The sequence below is a fragment of the Pseudomonas sp. HMSC067G02 genome (genome assembly GCF_001813485.1).
In the GTDB taxonomy this organism is placed as follows: domain Bacteria; phylum Pseudomonadota; class Gammaproteobacteria; order Pseudomonadales; family Pseudomonadaceae; genus Pseudomonas; species Pseudomonas aeruginosa.
Genome location: NZ_KV812698.1, coordinates 64,635 through 83,178 on the forward strand (window position 1 = coordinate 64,635; position 18,544 = coordinate 83,178).

Annotated in this window: 20 protein-coding genes and 1 other RNA gene; 16 read left to right on the top strand and 5 right to left on the bottom strand. The window is 64.1% G+C overall.

The genetic code is table 11. The features are described from left to right. Position 1: 1 nt before the first annotated feature. On the bottom strand, positions 2 to 1,039 hold the full coding sequence (locus tag HMPREF2914_RS20475; RefSeq protein ID WP_023092849.1) for an NADP(H)-dependent aldo-keto reductase: 1,038 nt from the start codon (positions 1,037 to 1,039) through the stop codon (positions 2 to 4). A 245-nt stretch (positions 1,040 to 1,284) separates the two neighbouring features. On the opposite strand from HMPREF2914_RS20475, the gene rplM reads away from it, so the two are divergent. The 7 genes from rplM to HMPREF2914_RS20510 all read left to right on the top strand — a co-directional run bounded on the left by rplM (position 1,285) and on the right by HMPREF2914_RS20510 (position 6,078). After that, complete coding sequence (gene rplM, locus HMPREF2914_RS20480; protein ID WP_003094164.1) at positions 1,285 to 1,713, top strand: 50S ribosomal protein L13; 429 nt, start codon at positions 1,285 to 1,287, stop codon at positions 1,711 to 1,713. A 14-nt stretch (positions 1,714 to 1,727) separates the two neighbouring features. Continuing rightward, positions 1,728 to 2,120 (top strand): 30S ribosomal protein S9, encoded by a 393-nt coding sequence (gene rpsI, locus HMPREF2914_RS20485; protein WP_003098810.1) that lies wholly within the window; start codon positions 1,728 to 1,730, stop codon positions 2,118 to 2,120. A gap of 249 nt (positions 2,121 to 2,369) precedes the next feature. Beyond that, positions 2,370 to 2,963 carry a ubiquinol-cytochrome c reductase iron-sulfur subunit gene (petA, locus tag HMPREF2914_RS20490; RefSeq protein WP_003100631.1) on the top strand — a complete coding sequence of 198 codons (594 nt, stop codon included), beginning with the start codon at positions 2,370 to 2,372 and terminating at the stop codon, positions 2,961 to 2,963. After that, positions 2,963 to 4,174 (top strand): cytochrome b, encoded by a 1,212-nt coding sequence (locus HMPREF2914_RS20495; protein ID WP_003094159.1) that lies wholly within the window; start codon positions 2,963 to 2,965, stop codon positions 4,172 to 4,174. Before petA ends, HMPREF2914_RS20495 begins: the two co-directional genes overlap by 1 nt. Continuing rightward, on the top strand, positions 4,174 to 4,956 hold the full coding sequence (locus HMPREF2914_RS20500) for a cytochrome c1 (RefSeq protein ID WP_003455493.1): 783 nt from the start codon (positions 4,174 to 4,176) through the stop codon (positions 4,954 to 4,956). Before HMPREF2914_RS20495 ends, HMPREF2914_RS20500 begins: the two co-directional genes overlap by 1 nt. A gap of 85 nt (positions 4,957 to 5,041) precedes the next feature. Then, entirely contained in the window at positions 5,042 to 5,659 is a 618-nt protein-coding gene (locus tag HMPREF2914_RS20505) for a glutathione S-transferase N-terminal domain-containing protein (RefSeq protein ID WP_003094155.1), read from the top strand. 11 nt (positions 5,660 to 5,670) lie between these two features. Beyond that, positions 5,671 to 6,078 (top strand): ClpXP protease specificity-enhancing factor, encoded by a 408-nt coding sequence (locus HMPREF2914_RS20510; protein ID WP_003094153.1) that lies wholly within the window; start codon positions 5,671 to 5,673, stop codon positions 6,076 to 6,078. Positions 6,079 to 6,134: 56 nt separating this feature from the next. Here the strand turns inward: HMPREF2914_RS20510 and HMPREF2914_RS20515 are convergent, their stop codons facing one another. The 4 genes from HMPREF2914_RS20515 to HMPREF2914_RS20530 are packed head-to-tail and all read right to left on the bottom strand — an operon-like array spanning position 6,135 to position 9,520. Further along, positions 6,135 to 6,713 (bottom strand): BON domain-containing protein, encoded by a 579-nt coding sequence (locus tag HMPREF2914_RS20515; RefSeq protein WP_003094151.1) that lies wholly within the window; start codon positions 6,711 to 6,713, stop codon positions 6,135 to 6,137. Continuing rightward, positions 6,710 to 7,303: a phosphoheptose isomerase gene (locus HMPREF2914_RS20520; RefSeq protein ID WP_003094149.1), complete on the bottom strand. Its 594-nt coding sequence runs from the start codon at positions 7,301 to 7,303 to the stop codon at positions 6,710 to 6,712. Before HMPREF2914_RS20520 ends, HMPREF2914_RS20515 begins: the two co-directional genes overlap by 4 nt. A 28-nt stretch (positions 7,304 to 7,331) precedes the next feature. Then, complete coding sequence (locus tag HMPREF2914_RS20525) at positions 7,332 to 7,709, bottom strand: YraN family protein (RefSeq protein WP_003110149.1); 378 nt, start codon at positions 7,707 to 7,709, stop codon at positions 7,332 to 7,334. Next, positions 7,706 to 9,520, bottom strand: coding sequence for a penicillin-binding protein activator (locus HMPREF2914_RS20530; protein WP_023092848.1), 1,815 nt, complete (start codon positions 9,518 to 9,520; stop codon positions 7,706 to 7,708). The genes HMPREF2914_RS20525 and HMPREF2914_RS20530 overlap by 4 nt, the downstream gene beginning before the upstream one ends. 126 nt (positions 9,521 to 9,646) lie before the next feature. On the opposite strand from HMPREF2914_RS20530, the gene rsmI reads away from it, so the two are divergent. The 9 genes from rsmI to mraY all read left to right on the top strand — a co-directional run bounded on the left by rsmI (position 9,647) and on the right by mraY (position 18,538). Then, a complete protein-coding gene (rsmI, locus tag HMPREF2914_RS20535) occupies positions 9,647 to 10,495 on the top strand; it encodes a 16S rRNA (cytidine(1402)-2'-O)-methyltransferase (RefSeq protein WP_003134739.1) in 849 nt (282 codons plus the stop codon). A 40-nt stretch (positions 10,496 to 10,535) separates the two neighbouring features. Next, an RNA gene (gene rnpB, locus HMPREF2914_RS20540) (RNase P RNA component class A) lies at positions 10,536 to 10,885 on the top strand. A 313-nt stretch (positions 10,886 to 11,198) separates the two neighbouring features. Continuing rightward, positions 11,199 to 11,654, top strand: coding sequence for a division/cell wall cluster transcriptional repressor MraZ (gene mraZ, locus HMPREF2914_RS20545; RefSeq protein ID WP_003103101.1), 456 nt, complete (start codon positions 11,199 to 11,201; stop codon positions 11,652 to 11,654). Between the two features lie 2 nt (positions 11,655 to 11,656). Next, a complete protein-coding gene (gene rsmH, locus HMPREF2914_RS20550) occupies positions 11,657 to 12,598 on the top strand; it encodes a 16S rRNA (cytosine(1402)-N(4))-methyltransferase RsmH (RefSeq protein WP_003110151.1) in 942 nt (313 codons plus the stop codon). Next, on the top strand, positions 12,595 to 12,888 hold the full coding sequence (gene ftsL / locus HMPREF2914_RS20555; RefSeq protein ID WP_003094142.1) for a cell division protein FtsL: 294 nt from the start codon (positions 12,595 to 12,597) through the stop codon (positions 12,886 to 12,888). The genes rsmH and ftsL overlap by 4 nt, the downstream gene beginning before the upstream one ends. Further along, a complete protein-coding gene (ftsI, locus tag HMPREF2914_RS20560; RefSeq protein WP_003094139.1) occupies positions 12,885 to 14,624 on the top strand; it encodes a peptidoglycan D,D-transpeptidase FtsI in 1,740 nt (579 codons plus the stop codon). Before ftsL ends, ftsI begins: the two co-directional genes overlap by 4 nt. Further along, complete coding sequence (locus tag HMPREF2914_RS20565; protein WP_003094133.1) at positions 14,624 to 16,087, top strand: UDP-N-acetylmuramoyl-L-alanyl-D-glutamate--2,6-diaminopimelate ligase; 1,464 nt, start codon at positions 14,624 to 14,626, stop codon at positions 16,085 to 16,087. The genes ftsI and HMPREF2914_RS20565 overlap by 1 nt, the downstream gene beginning before the upstream one ends. Beyond that, positions 16,080 to 17,456, top strand: coding sequence for a UDP-N-acetylmuramoyl-tripeptide--D-alanyl-D-alanine ligase (gene murF, locus HMPREF2914_RS20570; RefSeq protein ID WP_003094130.1), 1,377 nt, complete (start codon positions 16,080 to 16,082; stop codon positions 17,454 to 17,456). The genes HMPREF2914_RS20565 and murF overlap by 8 nt, the downstream gene beginning before the upstream one ends. Next, entirely contained in the window at positions 17,456 to 18,538 is a 1,083-nt protein-coding gene (mraY, locus tag HMPREF2914_RS20575) for a phospho-N-acetylmuramoyl-pentapeptide-transferase (protein WP_003094129.1), read from the top strand. Before murF ends, mraY begins: the two co-directional genes overlap by 1 nt. Positions 18,539 to 18,544 lie beyond the last annotated feature (6 nt).

Below are 18,544 nucleotides of genomic sequence, written 5' to 3' on the forward strand. Positions count from 1 at the left end.
CTCAGGGAGCCGGGTTCGGTTGCTCCCGGTGGATCGCATCGATACCGGCGAGCACCTCCTCGTCCAGCCTCAGGTCGACGCTGCCGAGATTGGTTTCCAGCTGTTCCAGCGAGGTCGCGCCGATGATGTTGCTGGTCACGAACGGCCGCGAAGTGACGTAGGCCAGTGCCATCTGCGCCGGTTCCAGTCCATGTTCGCGGGCCAGCGCCACGTAGCGCGCGCAGGCCGCTTCCGCCTGCGGGTTGGTGTAGCGGGTGAAGCGACTGTAGAGACTGATGCGCGCGTTGGCCGGGCGGGCGCCGTCCGCGTACTTGCCGGAAAGCATGCCGAAGGCCATCGGCGAGTAGGCCAACAGGCCGCACTGCTCGCGGATGGCGATTTCCGCCAGGCCCACCTCGAAGCTGCGGTTGAGCAGGTTGTAGGGGTTCTGGATCGATACCGCGCGCGGCCAGCCGCGCTCCTCGGCGAGCCTGAGGAAGGTCATGGTGCCCCAGGGTGTCTCGTTGGACAGGCCGATGTGGCGGATCTTGCCGGCGCGCACCTGCTCGTCGAGCACTTCCAGGGTTTCCTCCAGCGGTGTGAAGCTCTCTTCCTGGTGCTGGTAGCCGAGCTGGCCGAAGAAGTTGGTCCGCCGCTCCGGCCAGTGCAACTGGTAGAGGTCCAGCCAGTCTGTCTGCAGGCGCTCCAGGCTGGCATCGAGGGCGGCGACGATGTGCTGGCGGTTGAACTTGAGGTTGCCGTCGCGCACATGGCTGATGCCGTTGCCGGGGCCGGCGATCTTGCTGGCGAGGATCCAGTCGGCGCGGTCGCCGCTGCGGCGGAACCAGTTGCCGATGATGCGCTCGGTGCTGGCGTAGGTCTCGGCGCGGGGCGGCACCGGATACATTTCGGCGGTATCCATGAAATTGATCCCGGCGGCCTTGGCCCTGGCGATCTGGGCGAAGGCGTCCTGCTCGCTGTTCTGCTCGCCCCAGGTCATGGTGCCGAGGCAGAGGACGCTGACTTTCAGATCGGTGCGGCCGAGCGGGCGATACTCCATGCGGGTGTCCTCGTGAAATTAAGTGGTTAATGCGGTTGTAAATTCTGGCGAAATCTGCATAATTCCGCAGCCTTTCATCGGTGGGGGATGCCAAGCCTGCCGATCGATGTATCTAGTCGTTACGGACGCACACCGACCCGAGCCCCAATTCGTGTCTGTTTTCGGCTGTCCTTGACTTGTCAAGGCAACCACTGTCCAGTAAGATTCGCCGTCTTATTTTCAGGCGGCCCCTGAGGCTATAACGAATGAAAACCTATACCGCGAAACCGGAAACTGTACAGCGCGACTGGTTCGTCGTCGACGCTGCCGGCCAGACCCTGGGTCGTCTGGCGACCGAAATTGCCCGCCGCCTGCGTGGCAAGCACAAGCCTGAGTACACTCCGCACGTTGACACCGGCGACTACATCGTCGTCATCAACGCCGAGCAGGTGCGTGTGACCGGTGCCAAGACCACCGACAAGATGTACTACCACCACTCCGGCTTCCCGGGCGGCATCAAGTCGATCAACTTCGAGAAGCTGATCGCCAAGGCCCCTGAGCGCGTCATCGAGACCGCTGTAAAAGGCATGCTGCCGAAGAACCCTCTGGGTCGCGATATGTATCGCAAGCTGAAGGTGTACAAGGGTGCCAGCCACCCGCACACCGCTCAGCAGCCCCAAGAACTGAAGATTTAACGGGATAGCTCATTATGTCGGCGACTCAAAATTACGGCACTGGCCGTCGTAAGACCGCTACCGCTCGCGTCTTCCTGCGTCCGGGTACTGGCAAGATTTCCATCAACAACCGTGGTCTCGATCAGTTCTTCGGTCGTGAAACCGCTCGCATGGTCGTGCGTCAGCCGCTCGAGCTGACCGAGACCGTCGAGAAGTTCGACATCTTCGTTACCGTCGTTGGCGGTGGCGTAAGCGGTCAGGCCGGTGCGATCCGTCACGGCATCACCCGTGCCCTGATCGAGTACGACGAAACCCTGCGTAGCTCGCTGCGCAAGGCCGGCTACGTGACTCGCGATGCCCGTGAAGTCGAGCGTAAGAAAGTCGGTCTGCGTAAAGCGCGTAAGCGTCCGCAGTACTCCAAGCGTTAATTCGACGCTTGCTGAAAAACGCCCACCTCTTCGGAGCTGGGCGTTTTTTTATGTCTACGCTTTAACTCTGCGGCAAGGTGTCGCATGGCCGAAGGGCGCGCCCTACAAGGGTTTCGGGCGTTTTGTGTCAGGCTATTACCTTGTCATCAAAGGGGGTTTTCTTTACCATTTGGCGAATTTTTTGCGCGGCTCGAATTTTTACTTAAAGGCCTGATTAGAACAGGTCTGAAGCTGATGGGAGACGACTGAATGAGTAATGACGGCGTGAATGCAGGCCGGCGTCGCTTCCTCGTCGCGGCCACCTCTGTGGTTGGCGCGGCGGGAGCGGTGGGTGCTGCGGTCCCGTTCGTAGGGTCATGGTTCCCCAGTGCCAAAGCCAAGGCTGCTGGCGCGCCGGTGCAGGTGAACGTGGGCAAGATCGATCCAGGTCAGCAGATCATCGCTGAATGGCGCGGCAAGCCTGTATTCATCGTGCACCGCACGAAGGAGATGCTGGACGCCCTGCCGAGCCTCGAAGGACAACTGGCCGACCCGGACTCCAAGGCCTCGGAGCAGCCGGAGTACGTCGATCCCAAGCTTCGCTCGATCAAGCCGGAACTGGCGGTGATCGTCGGCATCTGCACCCACCTGGGCTGCTCGCCGACCTTCCGTCCCGAAGTCGCCCCCGCCGACCTCGGTCCGGACTGGAAGGGTGGCTACTTCTGCCCTTGCCACGGCTCCCACTACGACCTCGCCGGTCGTGTCTACAAAGGCCAGCCAGCGCCGCTGAACCTGCCGATTCCGCCTTATACGTTCGATGCTGACGACGTCATCACCATCGGCGTGGACCAGGAGAAAGCCTGATGAACAAGTTCATGGCTTGGGTCGATGCGCGTTTTCCCGCGACCAAGATGTGGGAAGACCATCTGAGCAAGTACTACGCACCGAAGAACTTCAACTTCTGGTATTTCTTCGGTTCCCTGGCGCTGCTGGTGCTGGTCAACCAGATCCTCACCGGCATCTGGCTGACCATGAGCTTCACGCCGTCGGCCGAAGAGGCGTTCGCTTCCGTCGAATACATCATGCGCGATGTCGACTACGGCTGGATCATTCGCTACATGCACTCCACCGGTGCATCGGCGTTCTTCATCGTGGTCTACCTGCACATGTTCCGCGGCCTGCTCTACGGCTCCTATCAGAAGCCGCGCGAGCTGGTGTGGATCTTCGGCATGCTGATCTACCTGGCGCTGATGGCCGAGGCCTTCATGGGCTACCTGCTGCCTTGGGGTCAGATGTCCTACTGGGGCGCCCAGGTGATCATTTCCCTGTTCGGCGCGATTCCGGTGGTCGGCGAAGACCTGGCCCAGTGGATCCGCGGTGACTTCCTGATCTCCGGCATCACCCTGAACCGCTTCTTCGCCCTGCATGTGATCGCCCTGCCGATCGTCCTGCTCGGCCTGGTCGTGCTGCACATCCTGGCGCTGCACGAAGTCGGTTCGAACAACCCGGACGGCGTTGACATCAAGAAGAAGAAGGACGAGAACGGCGTACCGCTGGACGGCATCGCGTTCCATCCGTACTACACCGTGAAGGATATCGTCGGTGTGGTGGTGTTCCTGTTCATCTTCTGCACCGTGATCTTCTTCTTCCCGGAAATGGGCGGCTACTTCCTCGAGAAGCCCAACTTCGAGATGGCCAACCAGTTCAAGACCCCCGAGCACATCGCTCCGGTCTGGTACTTCACCCCGTTCTACGCGATCCTCCGCGCGGTTCCGGACAAGCTGATGGGCGTGGTGGCGATGGGGGCGGCGATCGCCGTGCTGTTCGTCCTGCCGTGGCTGGATCGCAGCCCGGTTCGCTCGATCCGCTACAAGGGCTGGCTGAGCAAGCTGTGGCTGGTGATCTTCGCGGTGTCCTTCGTGATCCTCGGCTACTACGGCGCCCAGGCTCCGAGCCCGCTGGGTACTACCCTGTCGCGCGTTTGCACCGTCCTGTATTTCGCCTTCTTCATCCTGATGCCGTTCTACACCCGGATGGAGAAGACCAAACCGGTTCCGGAAAGGGTGACTGGCTGATGAAAAAGCAATTCGCTGCACTGATTCTGGCGGTACTGCCAGTCCTGGGTTTCGCCGCTGGCGGCCATGGGCCGCAACTGGATCATGTCGACATCGACCTGACCGACAAGGCGGCCATGCAGGATGGCGCGCGTACCTTCGCCAACTACTGCATGGGCTGCCATAGCGCCAAGTTCCAGCGTTACGAGCGTGTCGCCACCGACCTGGGCATTCCTACCGATCTGATGATGGAGAAGCTGGTGTTCACCGGCGCCAAGATCGGCGACCACATGGACATCGGCATGAAGCCGGCCGACGCCAAGACCTGGTTCGGCGCTGCTCCGCCGGACCTGACCCTGGTTGCCCGCGTACGCGGCACCGACTGGCTGTACAGCTACCTGCGCTCGTTCTACGAGGATCCCAAGCGTCCGTGGGGCGTGAACAACGTGATCTTCCCCAACGTCGGCATGCCGAACGTCCTGGCGCCCCTGCAGGGACGCCAGGTGATCGGCTGCAAGCAGGTACAGGTGGTCGAGGATGGCAAGAAGCAGTTCGATCCGTTGACCGGTACCCCGCTGACTCACGAAGCTTGTGACCAGTTGACCGTGGTCCCGAAGACCGGCGAGCTGAACGAAGCCCAGTTCGACGAGAAGGTCAAGAACCTGGTGACCTTCCTGGCCTATTCGGCCAACCCGAACAAGCTGGCCTCCGAGCGTATCGGTACCTACGTCCTGCTCTACCTGGCCTTCTTCTTCGTATTCGCCTATCTCCTCAAGCGCGAGTACTGGAAGGACGTGCACTAACCCGCACGTTGGTCTTCGAAGCGCGCGCCCTACGGGGCGCGCGCGTCTTTTCACCTCCCACAAGTCGACCTGCGAGGAGGGCTCCATGGCTTCAATCAACAAGCTGACCTGCTATTCCGACCCTGCCGATCATTACTGCCATCGCATCCGCCTGGTCCTGGCCGAGAAGAACGTGGCGGTAGAGGTGATCGATATCGAGGCGGGCCGCTGTCCGCCGATGCTGGCGGAGGTCAACCCCTACGGCAGCGTACCGACCCTGGTCGATCGCGACCTGGCGCTGTACGAGCCGACGGTGGTCATGGAATACCTCGACGAACGCTATCCGCATCCGCCGCTGCTGCCCGATTATCCGGTGAAGCGTGCCAACAGCCGCCTGTTGATCCATCGTATCCAGCGGGACTGGTGTTCCCTGGTGGACCGGATCCTGGATGCGCGCAGCAAGGAGGCCGAGCGGGTCCAGGCGCGCAAGGAGTTGCGCGAGAGCCTGACCGGGGTTTCCCCGCTGTTCGCCGACAAGGCATATTTCCTCAGCGAGGATTTCAGCCTGGTGGATTGCTGCCTGTTGCCGATCCTCTGGCGTCTGCCGTTGCTGGGCATCGAGTTGCCGCGGCAGGCCAAGCCGTTGCTCGACTATATGGAGCGCGGATTCGCCCGGGAAAGCTTCCGGGCCAGCCTGTCTTCCGTTGAACGAGATATGCGTTAAGGAACATGAAGATGAATTCCAGCCGTCCCTATCTGGTCCGCGCGCTCTATGAATGGATCGTCGACAACGATTGCACGCCGCATATCCTGGTGAACGCAGAGTTCGCCGGGGTAAAGGTGCCTCCGGGCTATGCCAGCGATGGGCAGATCGTGCTCAATGTCTCGCCCTCTGCCGTGCGGCATCTGCACATGGACAACGAGGCGGTCAGCTTCGAGGGGCGTTTCGGCGGCGTGGCGCAGAGCCTGTACATTCCAGCGCTGGCGGTAATGGCCATCTACGCCCGGGAAAACGGCCAGGGCATGGTCTTCGATCTGGAGCAGCCGGGTCCGGTGGACGACGAGCCGGGCGATGACGATGGCGGACCGTCCGATGAGCCGCCGCGTCCCAGTGGCAGGCCATCCCTGAAGGTGGTCAAGTAAACGGCGAGCAATGAAAAAGGCGATCGAAGGATCGCCTTTTTTTCGTTCGCTGTTCTTCAGTTTATGTATTCGAACAGCTTGACGATCTTCTGCACCCCGTCGACGCCCTGGGCGACGCGGACAGCCTGGGCGGCTTCCTGCTGGTTGACCAGGCCCATCATGTAGACGATGCCGTTCTCGGTGACCACCTTGATCCGCGACGAGGGCACGTTGGGATCGCTGAGCATCTGGGTCTTCAGCTTGGTGGTGATCCAGGCGTCGTTGTTGCGGGCGAGCAGGGAGGAGGGCGAGGTCACCTGCAGTTCGTTATGCACGTTCTTGACCTTCTGCACCGTGCGTGCGGCCTGCTCGGCCTTGCTCTTGAGGTCGGCGCGCGGGGTCTGGCCGGCGATCAGCACGATGCCGTTGTAGCTGACCACGACGATGTGAGAGTCCTTGTCCAGGGCCGGATCGGCCTTGGCGATGTTCACCGCGGCCTTGGTCTCGATCAGCGAGTCGTCGATCTTGCTGCCGATGGTTCGGGTCCCGCGATCGTCGTCGATCGGTTTGTCCCGGGTGGCGCTGAGGAAACTGCTGCAGCCTCCCAGGGCCAGGCTCAGGGCCAGGGTGGCGGCGACGAAGGCGGTACGGCTCATTCTTCACTCCCGAACAGTTGGCGGTCGATCAGGTCGCAGAGGCAGTGGATGGCCAGCAGGTGGACTTCCTGGATGCGTGCGGTGATCTTGGAAGGAACGCGGATCTCCACGTCTTCCGGCAGCAGCAGCGAAGCCATGCCGCCACCGTCGCGGCCGGTCAGGGCGACCACCAGCATCTCGCGGTCGTGGGCAGCCTGGATGGCCTGGATCACGTTGGCCGAATTGCCGCTGGTGGAAATCGCCAGCAGGACGTCGCCCGGCTGGCCCAGGGCGCGGATCTGCTTGGAGAAGACTTCGTTGTAGCTGTAGTCGTTGGCGATCGAGGTGATGGTCGAGCTGTCGGTGGTCAGGGCCACGGCCGGCAGGCTCGGACGTTCGCGCTCGAAGCGGTTGAGCAGTTCGGAGGAGAAGTGCTGGGCATCGCCGGCCGAGCCGCCATTGCCGCAGGAGAGGATCTTGCCCTCGTTGAGCAGCGCATTGACCATCACCAGGCTGGCTTGCTCGATATAGGGAGGCAGTACTTCCAGGGCCTGCTGCTTGGTCTCGATGCTGGCCTGGAAGAGCTGGCGGATACGGTGTTGCATGTCCATCGGTAATGACCTTCGGTGGGGCGGCTGATCAGGCGTCGAATGCGTTCTGAATCCAGTCCAGTCGCGGTGGTGATTGTCCGTCGCTGGTATCGACGGTGACCACATCGAAGCGACAGGGGCGTTTGGCCCAGCGCGCCTCCTGTTGCAGAAAAAGTTCGGCGGAGAGAATCAGGCGTTGCCGCTTGCGCGCGTCGATGCTCTCCAGGGCTCCGCCCCAGGCGCGATGCCGGCGGGAGCGGACTTCGACGAATACTACTGTATCGCCGTCGAGCATGACCAGATCGAGCTCTCCGCGGCGACAGGTCCAATTCTTGCCAAGTGTGGCAAGGCCCTGTCGCCGTAGATGGGCGCAGGCCAGTTCCTCGGCCTGGCGCCCCTTGTCCCGGGAGCTTTCCCTATCGGTCAAAAGCTGGTGGTCCCCAGCGGCTGGGCCTGGCCATTGCGGAATTCGGCCCATTGCAACTGGCGTTCGATGCGCTGGGTCGGATTCAGGCTCAGGGTACCGGTCAGGCCGTCGATCTGCAGGCTCGGCACGGCCTTCAGTTCAGGCAGTCGCGGAGCGAGGCGGTAGGCGTCGACGCCCATGGCGTAGAGGCGGCCCATGCTGCCGTTGGCCTGGGGCCATTGGGCGGCGACCTGCTGGCGGGTCGGGTCGCTGGGGTTGAGCAGCCACGGGGTCTCGCAGAAGCGGATGCCGTTGAGGTCCTGGTCCTGGGTCGGGTTGTTGGTCCCGGTGTAGAGGTGCGAAGTGGCGTAGACCGGAAGGTCGCCGGCGTACTGGAAGGCCAGGGTCGGCTTGATCTGGCGGGCCTGCTGCGGGGTGGCGGCGAGGAACACGAAGTCGATGTCCTGGCGGCGCGACGGCTGGGTGGCGATCTGGCTGCCGAGGGCGCCTTGCAGGCGCTGGGCGCGGCCTTCGCTCTGGCGCAGTTGCAGCAGGTCGGCGATCTGTTGCGCCAGTTGTACCGGCTGGTCGACATGCTCGGCGGCGATCAGGCTGCCGCCCGCGGACTGCCAGCTCTGGCTGAAGGCGGCCAGCACGCGGTCGCCCCATTCGCCGCGCGGCACCAGCGCCACGGCCCGGCGCATGCCGTCGCCCCAGGCCCGGCTGGCCACCGCGCGCGCTTCGTCCTCGGCGGCGAGGCCGAACTGGAACAGCTGCGCCGGGCCTTCCTGGCTGTTGTCGCTGTAGTTGAGTGCGAGGGTGGTGATCGGTAGTTGCTCGCGGCTGGCGAGTTGCTTGACCAGCGGCTTCTCCAGTGGACCGACGACCAGTTCGACGCCATCGGCCTGGACCTGGCGGTAGAAGTCATCTAGCGAGCGCACCTGGGTACTGTCGTAGAGTTTGATCGAAGGAGGGTTCTGGCCGGCCTGCTGGGCCTGGAAGTGGGCGGCGAGGAAGCCGTCCTGCAGGGCCCGGGCGACGTTGGCCAACTGTCCCTGCTGGGGCAGCAGGAGGGCGATGCGGGTCAGCGGCTGCTGGGACAGCGTCTTGAGTTTCTCCAGCGCCGCCGGCAAGTGCTTGGCCGCCGGGTGCTCGGGGTTCTGCTGTTGCCAGCTCTCGATGCTGGCCTGCTGTTGCTGCAGGGTCGGCGAGGTCTTGGTGATGCGGGCCAGGGCCAGCCAGCCACTGAGGTCGCCTTCGTTGGCGCTCGGTTGCAACTGGTCGACCGGCAGGCTGCTGACCAGGGTCCAGATCTTTTCCTGGTTCTCGATCACCGCCGGGCCCTCGAGCAGCGGGGCGAAGTAGATGCGCTCCTTGGCTGCGGCAAGGACCTGGCCGTCGGCGGCGAGGGCCTGGGCCTTGGCGCGCTGGGTACGAACCTGCTGGGTCACCGGCAACTCGCTGAGATGCTGCATGCTCGGATGCTGCAATGCCTGCAGGGCGGCCTTGGGCTTGCTGCGGGCGAGGGCCAGTTCGGCGTTCAGGGTGCTGGCGAAGACCTGCTGGGCCGGTTTCAGGCTTTCCAGCGGGATCTGTCCCAGGATGGCGGTGGACCTGGCGAGGTCCTTCTGCTGGTAGGCAAGGTCCGCTGCCGAGAGGCGCAGCAGCGCCGCTTCCTCGGGCTTGCTCTGGCTGGCCTGTTGCAACAACTGCTCGATGCTGGCATTCGGCGTACGGGGAAGTTCGCCCAGTCCGGAATTGGACGAGGTCGCGCAGGCGGTCAGCAGACCGGCCAGGATCAGAGCAGAAAGCGGACGCAGGCAAGCGATCATATAGGGCTTCTCATGGCGCATTCACGAAGAGTCGCCGATTGTACCGGAGGCCCGCCTCGGGTGCGATGGCGGCACCCTGAATCGCGATACAATGCCGCCTTTTCAGATAGCTCCCGAGGTATTTTCGTGTCAGCAGGCACTCTGTTCGTAGTGGCGACCCCGATCGGCAATCTCGACGACATCACCCCGCGCGCCCTGCGGGTGCTGCGGGAGGTGGCCCTGGTGGCTGCGGAGGATACCCGCCATTCGATCCGGCTGTTCCAGCACTTCGGCATCGAGACGCCATTGGCGGCCTGCCACGAGCACAACGAGCGCGAGGAGGGCGGGCGCTTCATCTCCCGGCTGCAGGGGGGGGAGGACGTCGCGCTGATCTCGGACGCCGGTACCCCGCTGATTTCCGATCCCGGCTTCCACCTGGTGCGCCAGGCACAGGCGCTGGGTATCCGGGTGGTCCCGGTGCCGGGCTCCTGCGCGCTGATCGCGGCGCTGTCGGCGGCGGGATTGCCGTCGGACCGGTTCATCTTCGAAGGTTTCCTGCCCGCCAAGGCTGCGGGACGACGCAGCCGCCTCCAGGCGGTACAGGAAGAGCCACGCACGCTGATTTTCTACGAGGCGCCCCATCGTCTGCTGGAAAGCCTGGCGGACATGCGCGATGTGTTCGGCGGGGAGCGCCGTGCGGTGCTGGCGCGGGAGCTGAGCAAGACCTTCGAGACCATTCGCAGCCTGCCGTTGGCCGAACTGCATGATTGGGTCGCGTCGGACAGCAACCAGCAGCGCGGCGAGTGCGTTGTGCTGGTGGCGGGGTGGCAGGCGCCGGAAGGCGAGGAGTCGATCGGTGCAGAGGCGCTCAGGGTGCTCGACCTGCTGCTTGCCGAGCTGCCGTTGAAGAAAGCCGCGGCGCTGGCGGCGGAAATCACCGGGGTGCGAAAAAACCTTTTGTATCAACAGGCTTTGCAACGCCAAGGGAAGAGTTGAGCTTGTTCTTCGCGCCTGCTCCCGCTAACCTTGTCGGCGGAGAGTCGATTGGACAGTCGCTGTCGCGCAATAGCGCGGTGGAGGAAAGTCCGGGCTCCATAGGGCAGAGTGCCAGGTAACGCCTGGGAGGCGCGAGCCTACGGAAAGTGCCACAGAAAATAACCGCCTAAGCGCAACAGCGCCGGTAAGGGTGAAAAGGTGCGGTAAGAGCGCACCGCACGGCTGGCAACAGTGCGTGGCTAGGTAAACCCCACTCGGAGCAAGACCAAATAGGAATCCATTGGCGCGGCCCGCGTTGGATTCGGGTAGGTCGCTTGAGGCGTACAGTGATGTGCGTCCCAGAGGAATGGCTGTCCTCGACAGAACCCGGCTTATAGATCGACTCTCCCACTTCTTCCCACTCTCTTCGCTTTTCCCGGTTTTATCCGTCCGTCGCAAAAGCGAAAAGCCGCAACTCTTGATAAATCACTTTAAGTTCGAAGGCTAAGACTTTGGGCTTATTGTGTTTTGTCATCTCTTTTACTTCTAAAAGCGCTCCGCAACCTTCCAAAAGCACGCTAAATCTCCGTCCTGTAAGGATTTTTCACTTCTGACGCGCCTTGACGGTGGGGAGTGTGGATTTCTATAGTGTGCAGAAGTGGTATGAAGTGGGTAAAAGTGGGATCAATTGGCATGGAAAGCCAACCACAGGGGAAGCGCTGACGTGTTTCGCGGAGCTAATGCCATAAGTCTTGACGCCAAAGGGCGCCTCGCGATGCCGAGTCGGTATCGTGACGAGCTCGTTTCGCGTTGTGCCGGCCAGCTCATCGTCACTATCGACGCAGTCGACCCCTGCCTCACCGTTTACCCCTTGCCCGAATGGGAACTGATCGAAGCCAAGCTGCGCGAGCTGCCTTCTTTGCGAGAAGAAACGCGGCGCCTGCAGCGGCTGCTGATCGGTAATGCCGTCGATCTGGAACTGGACGGAAACGGGCGTTTCCTGATTCCGCCGCGCCTGCGCGAGTACGCCAAGCTGGACAAGCGGGCGATGCTGGTGGGGCAACTGAACAAGTTTCAGTTGTGGGATGAGGATGCCTGGAACGCCATGGCTGAAGCCGACCTGGCGGCAATCAAACAACCCGGTGGGCTGCCGGACGAACTACGCGACCTGATCCTTTGACTATGAATGCCACCTACCGCCATATCACCGTTCTGCTCGAGGAGGCCGTTTCCGCACTGGCCCCGCGGGAGGACGGCTGCTATCTGGACGGTACCTTCGGAAGAGGGGGCCATAGTCGAGCCTTGCTCGAGAAACTGGGCGCCGGGGGACGCCTGCTCGGATTCGACAAAGATCCCCAGGCCATCCAGACAGGAAAAGCATTGGCGGCCGAAGACGGCCGCTTCGTCATTGTGCAGCGCTCGTTCGCCGAACTGGGCGATGAGGTGCGCGCACGCGGTCTCGAAGGGCGGGTCGATGGCGTCCTGCTCGACCTTGGCGTGTCGTCGCCGCAACTCGACGATCCCGAGCGCGGCTTCAGCTTCCTCAACGATGGTCCGCTGGACATGCGCATGAATCCCGGCCAGGGCATCAGCGCAGCGGAGTTCATCGCCAACGCCACCGAAGAGGAAATCGCCCGGGTCTTCAAGGAATATGGCGAAGAGCGCTTCGCCAAGCGGATGGCCCGCGCCATCGTGCAGCGCCGTCAGGAGCGGCCGTTCGAACGGACTGCCGATCTCGCCGAAGTGATCACGGTTGCCAACCCCGCCTGGGAGAAGGGCAAGAATCCGGCGACCCGCGCATTCCAGGGCCTGCGCATCCATGTGAACAATGAGCTGGGCGATCTCGAGCGTGGCCTTGACGCCGCGCTCGAATCGCTGGCCGTCGGCGGCCGGCTGGTGGTGATCAGTTTCCATTCCCTGGAAGACCGCATCGTCAAGCTGTTCATGCGCAAGCACGCCAAGGGCGAGGCGGACAACCTGCCGCGCGACCTGCCGATCCGTTCCAAGGTCTTCGAGCCGCGCCTGAAGCTGCTGGGCAAGCCGCAGTACGCTTCGGAAGAAGAACTCAAGGCCAACCCGCGCTCGCGCAGCGCGGTCATGCGCGTGGCGGAGAAGCTGAGATGAGCCGTCTCTTCGTCAAGCGCCTGCCTACCGGCAGCTTCCTCATGTTGCTGCTTTATATAGGTCTGCTGCTCTCGGCGATTGCCGTGGCCTACAGCACCTACTGGAACCGGCAACTGCTCAACTCGCTGTATTCCGAGCTGAGCGTGCGCGACAAGGCGCAGGCCGAGTGGGGCCGGTTGATTCTCGAGCAGAGCACCTGGACCGCCCATAGCCGCATCGAAAGCCTGGCGGTGGAACAGTTGCGCATGCGCGTTCCCGACCCGGCCGAGGTCAGGATGGTGGCGCCATGAAACTGAATTATTTCCAGGGCGCCCTCTACCCATGGCGGTTCTGCGTGATCGTCGGCCTGCTGCTGGCGATGGTCGGCGCCATCGTCTGGCGAATCGTCGACCTGCACGTGATCGACCATGACTTCCTCAAGGGCCAGGGCGACGCGCGTAGCGTGCGGCATATCGCCATCCCTGCGCACCGGGGCCTGATCACTGACCGCAACGGCGAACCGCTGGCGGTGAGCACCCCGGTCACCACCCTGTGGGCCAACCCCAAGGAGCTGATGACCGCCAAGGAACGCTGGCCGCAACTGGCGGCGGCGCTCGGGCAGGATACCAAGCTGTTCGCCGACCGCATCGAGCAGAACGCCGAGCGCGAGTTCATCTATCTGGTCCGTGGGCTGACCCCGGAGCAGGGCGAAGGCGTGATCGCCCTGAAGGTGCCGGGCGTGTACTCCATCGAGGAGTTTCGGCGTTTCTACCCGGCTGGCGAAGTGGTGGCCCATGCGGTCGGCTTCACCGATGTCGACGACCGCGGTCGCGAAGGTATCGAGCTGGCTTTCGACGAATGGCTGGCCGGCGTGCCGGGCAAGCGCCAGGTGCTCAAGGATCGCCGTGGCCGCGTGATCAAGGACGTGCAGGTCACCAAGAATGCCAAGCCGGGCAAGACCCTGGCGCTGTCCATCGACCTGCGCCTGCAGTACCTGGCTCATCGCGAACTGCGCAACGCTCTGCTGGAGAACGGCGCCAAGGCCGGCAGCCTGGTGATCATGGACGTGAAGACCGGGGAGATCCTGGCCATGACCAACCAGCCCACCTACAACCCGAACAATCGTCGTAACCTGCAGCCGGCGGCCATGCGCAACCGGGCGATGATCGACGTGTTCGAGCCGGGCTCGACGGTCAAACCGTTCTCGATGAGCGCGGCGCTGGCCAGCGGGCGTTGGAAACCCAGCGATATCGTCGACGTCTACCCGGGCACCCTGCAGATCGGCCGCTACACCATTCGCGACGTATCGCGCAATTCGCGGCAACTCGATCTCACCGGCATCCTGATCAAGTCGAGCAACGTCGGCATCAGCAAGATCGCCTTCGACATCGGCGCCGAATCCATCTACTCGGTCATGCAACAGGTCGGCCTCGGGCAGGACACGGGGTTGGGCTTCCCCGGCGAGCGCGTCGGCAACCTGCCCAACCACCGCAAGTGGCCGAAGGCGGAAACCGCGACCCTGGCCTACGGCTACGGTCTCTCGGTAACCGCGATCCAGTTGGCGCATGCCTATGCGGCCCTGGCCAACGACGGCAAGAGCGTGCCGCTGAGCATGACCCGAGTCGACCGCGTGCCGGATGGCGTGCAGGTGATCTCGCCGGAAGTGGCTTCCACCGTGCAGGGCATGCTGCAACAAGTGGTCGAGGCCCAGGGCGGGGTGTTCCGCGCCCAGGTGCCGGGTTACCACGCCGCCGGCAAGAGCGGGACCGCGCGCAAGGTCTCGGTCGGCACCAAGGGCTACCGGGAAAACGCCTATCGCTCGCTGTTCGCCGGTTTCGCCCCGGCCACCGATCCGCGCATCGCGATGGTCGTGGTGATCGACGAGCCGAGCAAGGCGGGCTACTTCGGCGGCCTGGTGTCGGCGCCGGTGTTCAGCAAGGTCATGGCTGGCGCGCTGCGCCTGATGAACGTGCCGCCGGATAACCTGCCGACGGCCACCGAACAGCAGCAGGTCAATGCTGCGCCCGCAAAAGGAGGGCGTGGCTGATGCCTATGAGCCTGAACCAACTGTTTCCCCAGGCCGAGCGCGATCTGCTGATCCGCGAGCTGACCCTGGATAGCCGCGGCGTTCGTCCGGGCGACCTGTTCCTGGCGGTGCCGGGCGGGCGCCAGGATGGTCGTGCGCACATCGCCGATGCCCTGGCCAAGGGCGCGGCTGCCGTGGCTTACGAGGCGGAAGGCGCCGGAGAGCTGCCGCCCAGCGATGCGCCGCTGATCGCGGTGAAGGGGCTGGCCGCGCAACTGTCGGCGGTCGCCGGGCGTTTCTACGGCGAGCCGAGCCGCGGGCTGGACCTGATCGGCGTCACCGGCACCAACGGCAAGACCAGCGTCAGCCAACTGGTGGCCCAGGCCCTGGATCTGCTCGGCGAGCGCTGCGGCATCGTCGGCACCCTCGGCACCGGTTTCTACGGCGCCCTGGAGAGCGGCCGGCACACCACGCCGGACCCGCTCGCGGTGCAAGCCACGCTGGCCACGCTGAAGCAGGCCGGCGCCCGCGCGGTAGCGATGGAAGTGTCTTCCCACGGCCTCGACCAGGGCCGCGTGGCGGCGCTCGGTTTCGATATCGCGGTGTTCACCAATCTGTCCCGCGACCACCTCGACTATCACGGCTCGATGGAAGCCTATGCCGCCGCCAAGGCCAAGCTGTTCGCCTGGCCGGGCCTGCGCTGCCGGGTGATCAACCTGGACGACGATTTCGGCCGTCGACTGGCCGGCGAGGAACAGGACTCGGAGCTGATCACCTACAGCCTCACCGACAGCTCGGCGTTCCTCTATTGCCGCGAAGCGCGCTTCGGCGACGCCGGCATCGAGGCGGCACTGGTCACTCCGCACGGCGAGGGCCTGCTGCGCAGCCCGTTGCTCGGCCGCTTCAACCTGAGCAACCTGCTGGCGGCGGTCGGTGCGTTGCTTGGCCTGGGTTATCCCCTGGGCGATATCCTCCGCACCTTGCCGCAACTGCAGGGGCCGGTCGGCCGCATGCAGCGCCTGGGAGGCGGCGACAAGCCGCTGGTGGTGGTGGACTACGCGCATACTCCCGACGCCCTGGAAAAAGTCCTGGAGGCCCTGCGTCCGCACGCGGCCGCGCGCCTGCTGTGCCTGTTCGGCTGCGGTGGCGATCGCGATGCCGGCAAGCGTCCGTTGATGGCTGCGATCGCCGAACGCCTGGCGGATGGGGTGCTGGTCACCGACGACAACCCGCGCACCGAGGCCAGTGCGGCGATCATCGCCGATATCCGCAAAGGCTTCGCTGCCGCTGACAAGGTTACCTTCCTGCCGTCGCGCGGTGAGGCGATCGCCCATCTGATCGCTTCCGCTGCGGTGGATGACGTGGTGCTCCTGGCTGGCAAGGGTCACGAGGATTATCAGGAGATCGACGGCGTACGCCATCCGTTCTCCGACATCGAGCAGGCCGAGCGCGCCCTGGCCGCCTGGGAGGTGCCGCATGCTTGAGCCTCTTCGCCTCAGCCAGTTGACGGTCGCGCTGGACGCCCGCCTGATCGGCGAGGACGCCGTCTTTTCGGCGGTTTCCACCGACAGTCGCGCCATCGGGCCCGGCCAACTGTTCATTGCCCTGAGTGGGCCGCGTTTCGACGGCCACGACTATCTCTCCGAGGTTGCCGCCAAGGGCGCGGTGGCTGCGCTGGTGGAGCGCGAAGTCGCCGACGCGCCCCTGCCGCAATTGCTGGTGCGCGATACCCGTGCGGCCCTGGGGCGACTGGGCGCGCTGAACCGGCGCAAGTTCACCGGCCCGCTGGCGGCCATGACGGGCTCCAGCGGCAAGACCACGGTCAAGGAGATGCTCGCCAGCATCCTGCGTACCCAGGCCGGCGATGCCGAGTCGGTGCTGGCTACCCGTGGCAATCTGAACAACGACCTCGGCGTACCGCTGACCCTGCTGCAACTGGCGCCGCAGCACCGTAGCGCAGTGATCGAACTGGGCGCCTCGCGCATCGGCGAGATCGCCTACACGGTCGAGCTGACCCGCCCCCACGTGGCGATCATCACCAATGCCGGCACCGCCCATGTCGGCGAGTTCGGCGGACCGGAGAAGATCGTCGAGGCGAAGGGCGAGATACTCGAAGGGCTGGCCGCCGACGGCACCGCCGTGCTGAACCTGGACGACAAGGCCTTCGACACCTGGAAGGCCCGTGCCAGCGGCCGTCCGTTGCTGACTTTCTCCCTCGACCGGCCCCAGGCCGATTTCCGCGCCGCCGATCTGCAGCGCGATGCGCGCGGCTGCATGGGCTTCAGGCTGCAGGGCGTAGCGGGTGAAGCGCAGGTCCAGCTCAACCTGCTGGGGCGGCACAATGTCGCCAATGCCCTGGCTGCCGCCGCTGCCGCCCATGCACTGGGCGTGCCGCTGGATGGGATCGTCGCCGGGCTGCAGGCGCTGCAGCCGGTCAAGGGCCGCGCGGTAGCGCAACTGACCGCCAGCGGGCTGCGTGTGATAGACGACAGCTACAACGCCAACCCCGCGTCAATGCTGGCGGCGATTGATATACTGAGCGGCTTTTCCGGGCGCACCGTCCTGGTCCTCGGAGACATGGGCGAACTCGGTTCCTGGGCCGAGCAGGCCCACCGCGAGGTGGGCGCCTACGCCGCTGGCAAGGTGTCCGCGCTCTATGCGGTCGGACCGCTGATGGCCCACGCCGTACAGGCGTTCGGCGCCACGGGCCGGCACTTCGCCGACCAGGCCAGCCTGATCGGGGCGCTGGCCACCGAACAACCGACAACCACCATTTTGATCAAGGGTTCCCGCAGCGCGGCGATGGACAAAGTCGTCGCGGCGCTGTGCGGTTCCTCCGAGGAGAGTCACTAATGCTCCTGCTGCTGGCCGAATACCTGCAACAGTTCTACAAGGGCTTCGGCGTCTTCCAGTACCTGACCCTGCGCGGCATTCTCAGCGTGCTCACCGCGCTGTCGCTGTCGCTGTGGCTGGGGCCCTGGATGATCCGTACCTTGCAGATCCGCCAGATCGGCCAGGCCGTGCGCAACGACGGTCCGCAGTCGCACCTGTCGAAGAAGGGCACCCCGACCATGGGCGGCGCCCTGATCCTTACCGCCATCGCCATCAGCACTCTGCTGTGGGCGGATCTTTCCAACCGCTACGTGTGGGTGGTGCTGGTCGTTACCCTGCTGTTCGGTGCCATCGGCTGGGTGGACGACTACCGCAAGGTGATCGAGAAGAACTCCCGCGGCCTGCCGAGCCGCTGGAAGTACTTCTGGCAGTCGGTGTTCGGCATCGGCGCCGCCGTGTTCCTCTATATGACTGCCGAAACCCCGATCGAGACCACCCTGATCGTGCCGATGCTGAAGAGCGTCGAGATCCAGTTGGGCATCTTCTTCGTGGTCCTGACCTACTTCGTCATCGTCGGTTCGAGCAATGCGGTGAACCTCACCGACGGTCTCGACGGCCTGGCGATCATGCCGACGGTAATGGTTGCCGGCGCGCTGGGCATCTTCTGCTACCTGTCGGGCAACGTGAAGTTCGCCGAGTACCTGCTGATTCCCAACGTACCGGGCGCCGGCGAGCTGATCGTGTTCTGCGCCGCGCTGGTCGGCGCCGGCCTCGGCTTCCTCTGGTTCAACACCTATCCGGCGCAGGTCTTCATGGGCGACGTCGGCGCGCTGGCGCTGGGCGCCGCGCTGGGCACCATCGCGGTGATCGTGCGCCAGGAGATCGTGCTGTTCATCATGGGTGGGGTGTTCGTCATGGAAACCCTCTCGGTGATGATCCAGGTCGCTTCCTTCAAGCTGACCGGACGCCGCGTCTTCCGTATGGCGCCGATCCATCACCATTTCGAACTGAAAGGCTGGCCGGAGCCGCGCGTGATCGTGCGCTTCTGGATCATCACCGTGATCCTGGTGCTGATCGGCCTCGCCACCTTGAAGCTGCGTTGAGGACGA

Coding starts and splice junctions, on each gene's coding strand:
- HMPREF2914_RS20475 (WP_023092849.1), bottom strand. CDS start 1,039: ATGGAGTATCGCCCGCTCGGCCGCACCGATCTGAAAGTCAGCGTCCTC.
- rplM (WP_003094164.1), top strand. CDS start 1,285: ATGAAAACCTATACCGCGAAACCGGAAACTGTACAGCGCGACTGGTTC.
- rpsI (WP_003098810.1), top strand. CDS start 1,728: ATGTCGGCGACTCAAAATTACGGCACTGGCCGTCGTAAGACCGCTACC.
- petA (WP_003100631.1), top strand. CDS start 2,370: ATGAGTAATGACGGCGTGAATGCAGGCCGGCGTCGCTTCCTCGTCGCG.
- HMPREF2914_RS20495 (WP_003094159.1), top strand. CDS start 2,963: ATGAACAAGTTCATGGCTTGGGTCGATGCGCGTTTTCCCGCGACCAAG.
- HMPREF2914_RS20500 (WP_003455493.1), top strand. CDS start 4,174: ATGAAAAAGCAATTCGCTGCACTGATTCTGGCGGTACTGCCAGTCCTG.
- HMPREF2914_RS20505 (WP_003094155.1), top strand. CDS start 5,042: ATGGCTTCAATCAACAAGCTGACCTGCTATTCCGACCCTGCCGATCAT.
- HMPREF2914_RS20510 (WP_003094153.1), top strand. CDS start 5,671: ATGAATTCCAGCCGTCCCTATCTGGTCCGCGCGCTCTATGAATGGATC.
- HMPREF2914_RS20515 (WP_003094151.1), bottom strand. CDS start 6,713: ATGAGCCGTACCGCCTTCGTCGCCGCCACCCTGGCCCTGAGCCTGGCC.
- HMPREF2914_RS20520 (WP_003094149.1), bottom strand. CDS start 7,303: ATGGACATGCAACACCGTATCCGCCAGCTCTTCCAGGCCAGCATCGAG.
- HMPREF2914_RS20530 (WP_023092848.1), bottom strand. CDS start 9,520: ATGATCGCTTGCCTGCGTCCGCTTTCTGCTCTGATCCTGGCCGGTCTG.
- rsmH (WP_003110151.1), top strand. CDS start 11,657: ATGAATGCCACCTACCGCCATATCACCGTTCTGCTCGAGGAGGCCGTT.
- ftsL (WP_003094142.1), top strand. CDS start 12,595: ATGAGCCGTCTCTTCGTCAAGCGCCTGCCTACCGGCAGCTTCCTCATG.
- ftsI (WP_003094139.1), top strand. CDS start 12,885: ATGAAACTGAATTATTTCCAGGGCGCCCTCTACCCATGGCGGTTCTGC.
- HMPREF2914_RS20565 (WP_003094133.1), top strand. CDS start 14,624: ATGCCTATGAGCCTGAACCAACTGTTTCCCCAGGCCGAGCGCGATCTG.
- murF (WP_003094130.1), top strand. CDS start 16,080: ATGCTTGAGCCTCTTCGCCTCAGCCAGTTGACGGTCGCGCTGGACGCC.
- mraY (WP_003094129.1), top strand. CDS start 17,456: ATGCTCCTGCTGCTGGCCGAATACCTGCAACAGTTCTACAAGGGCTTC.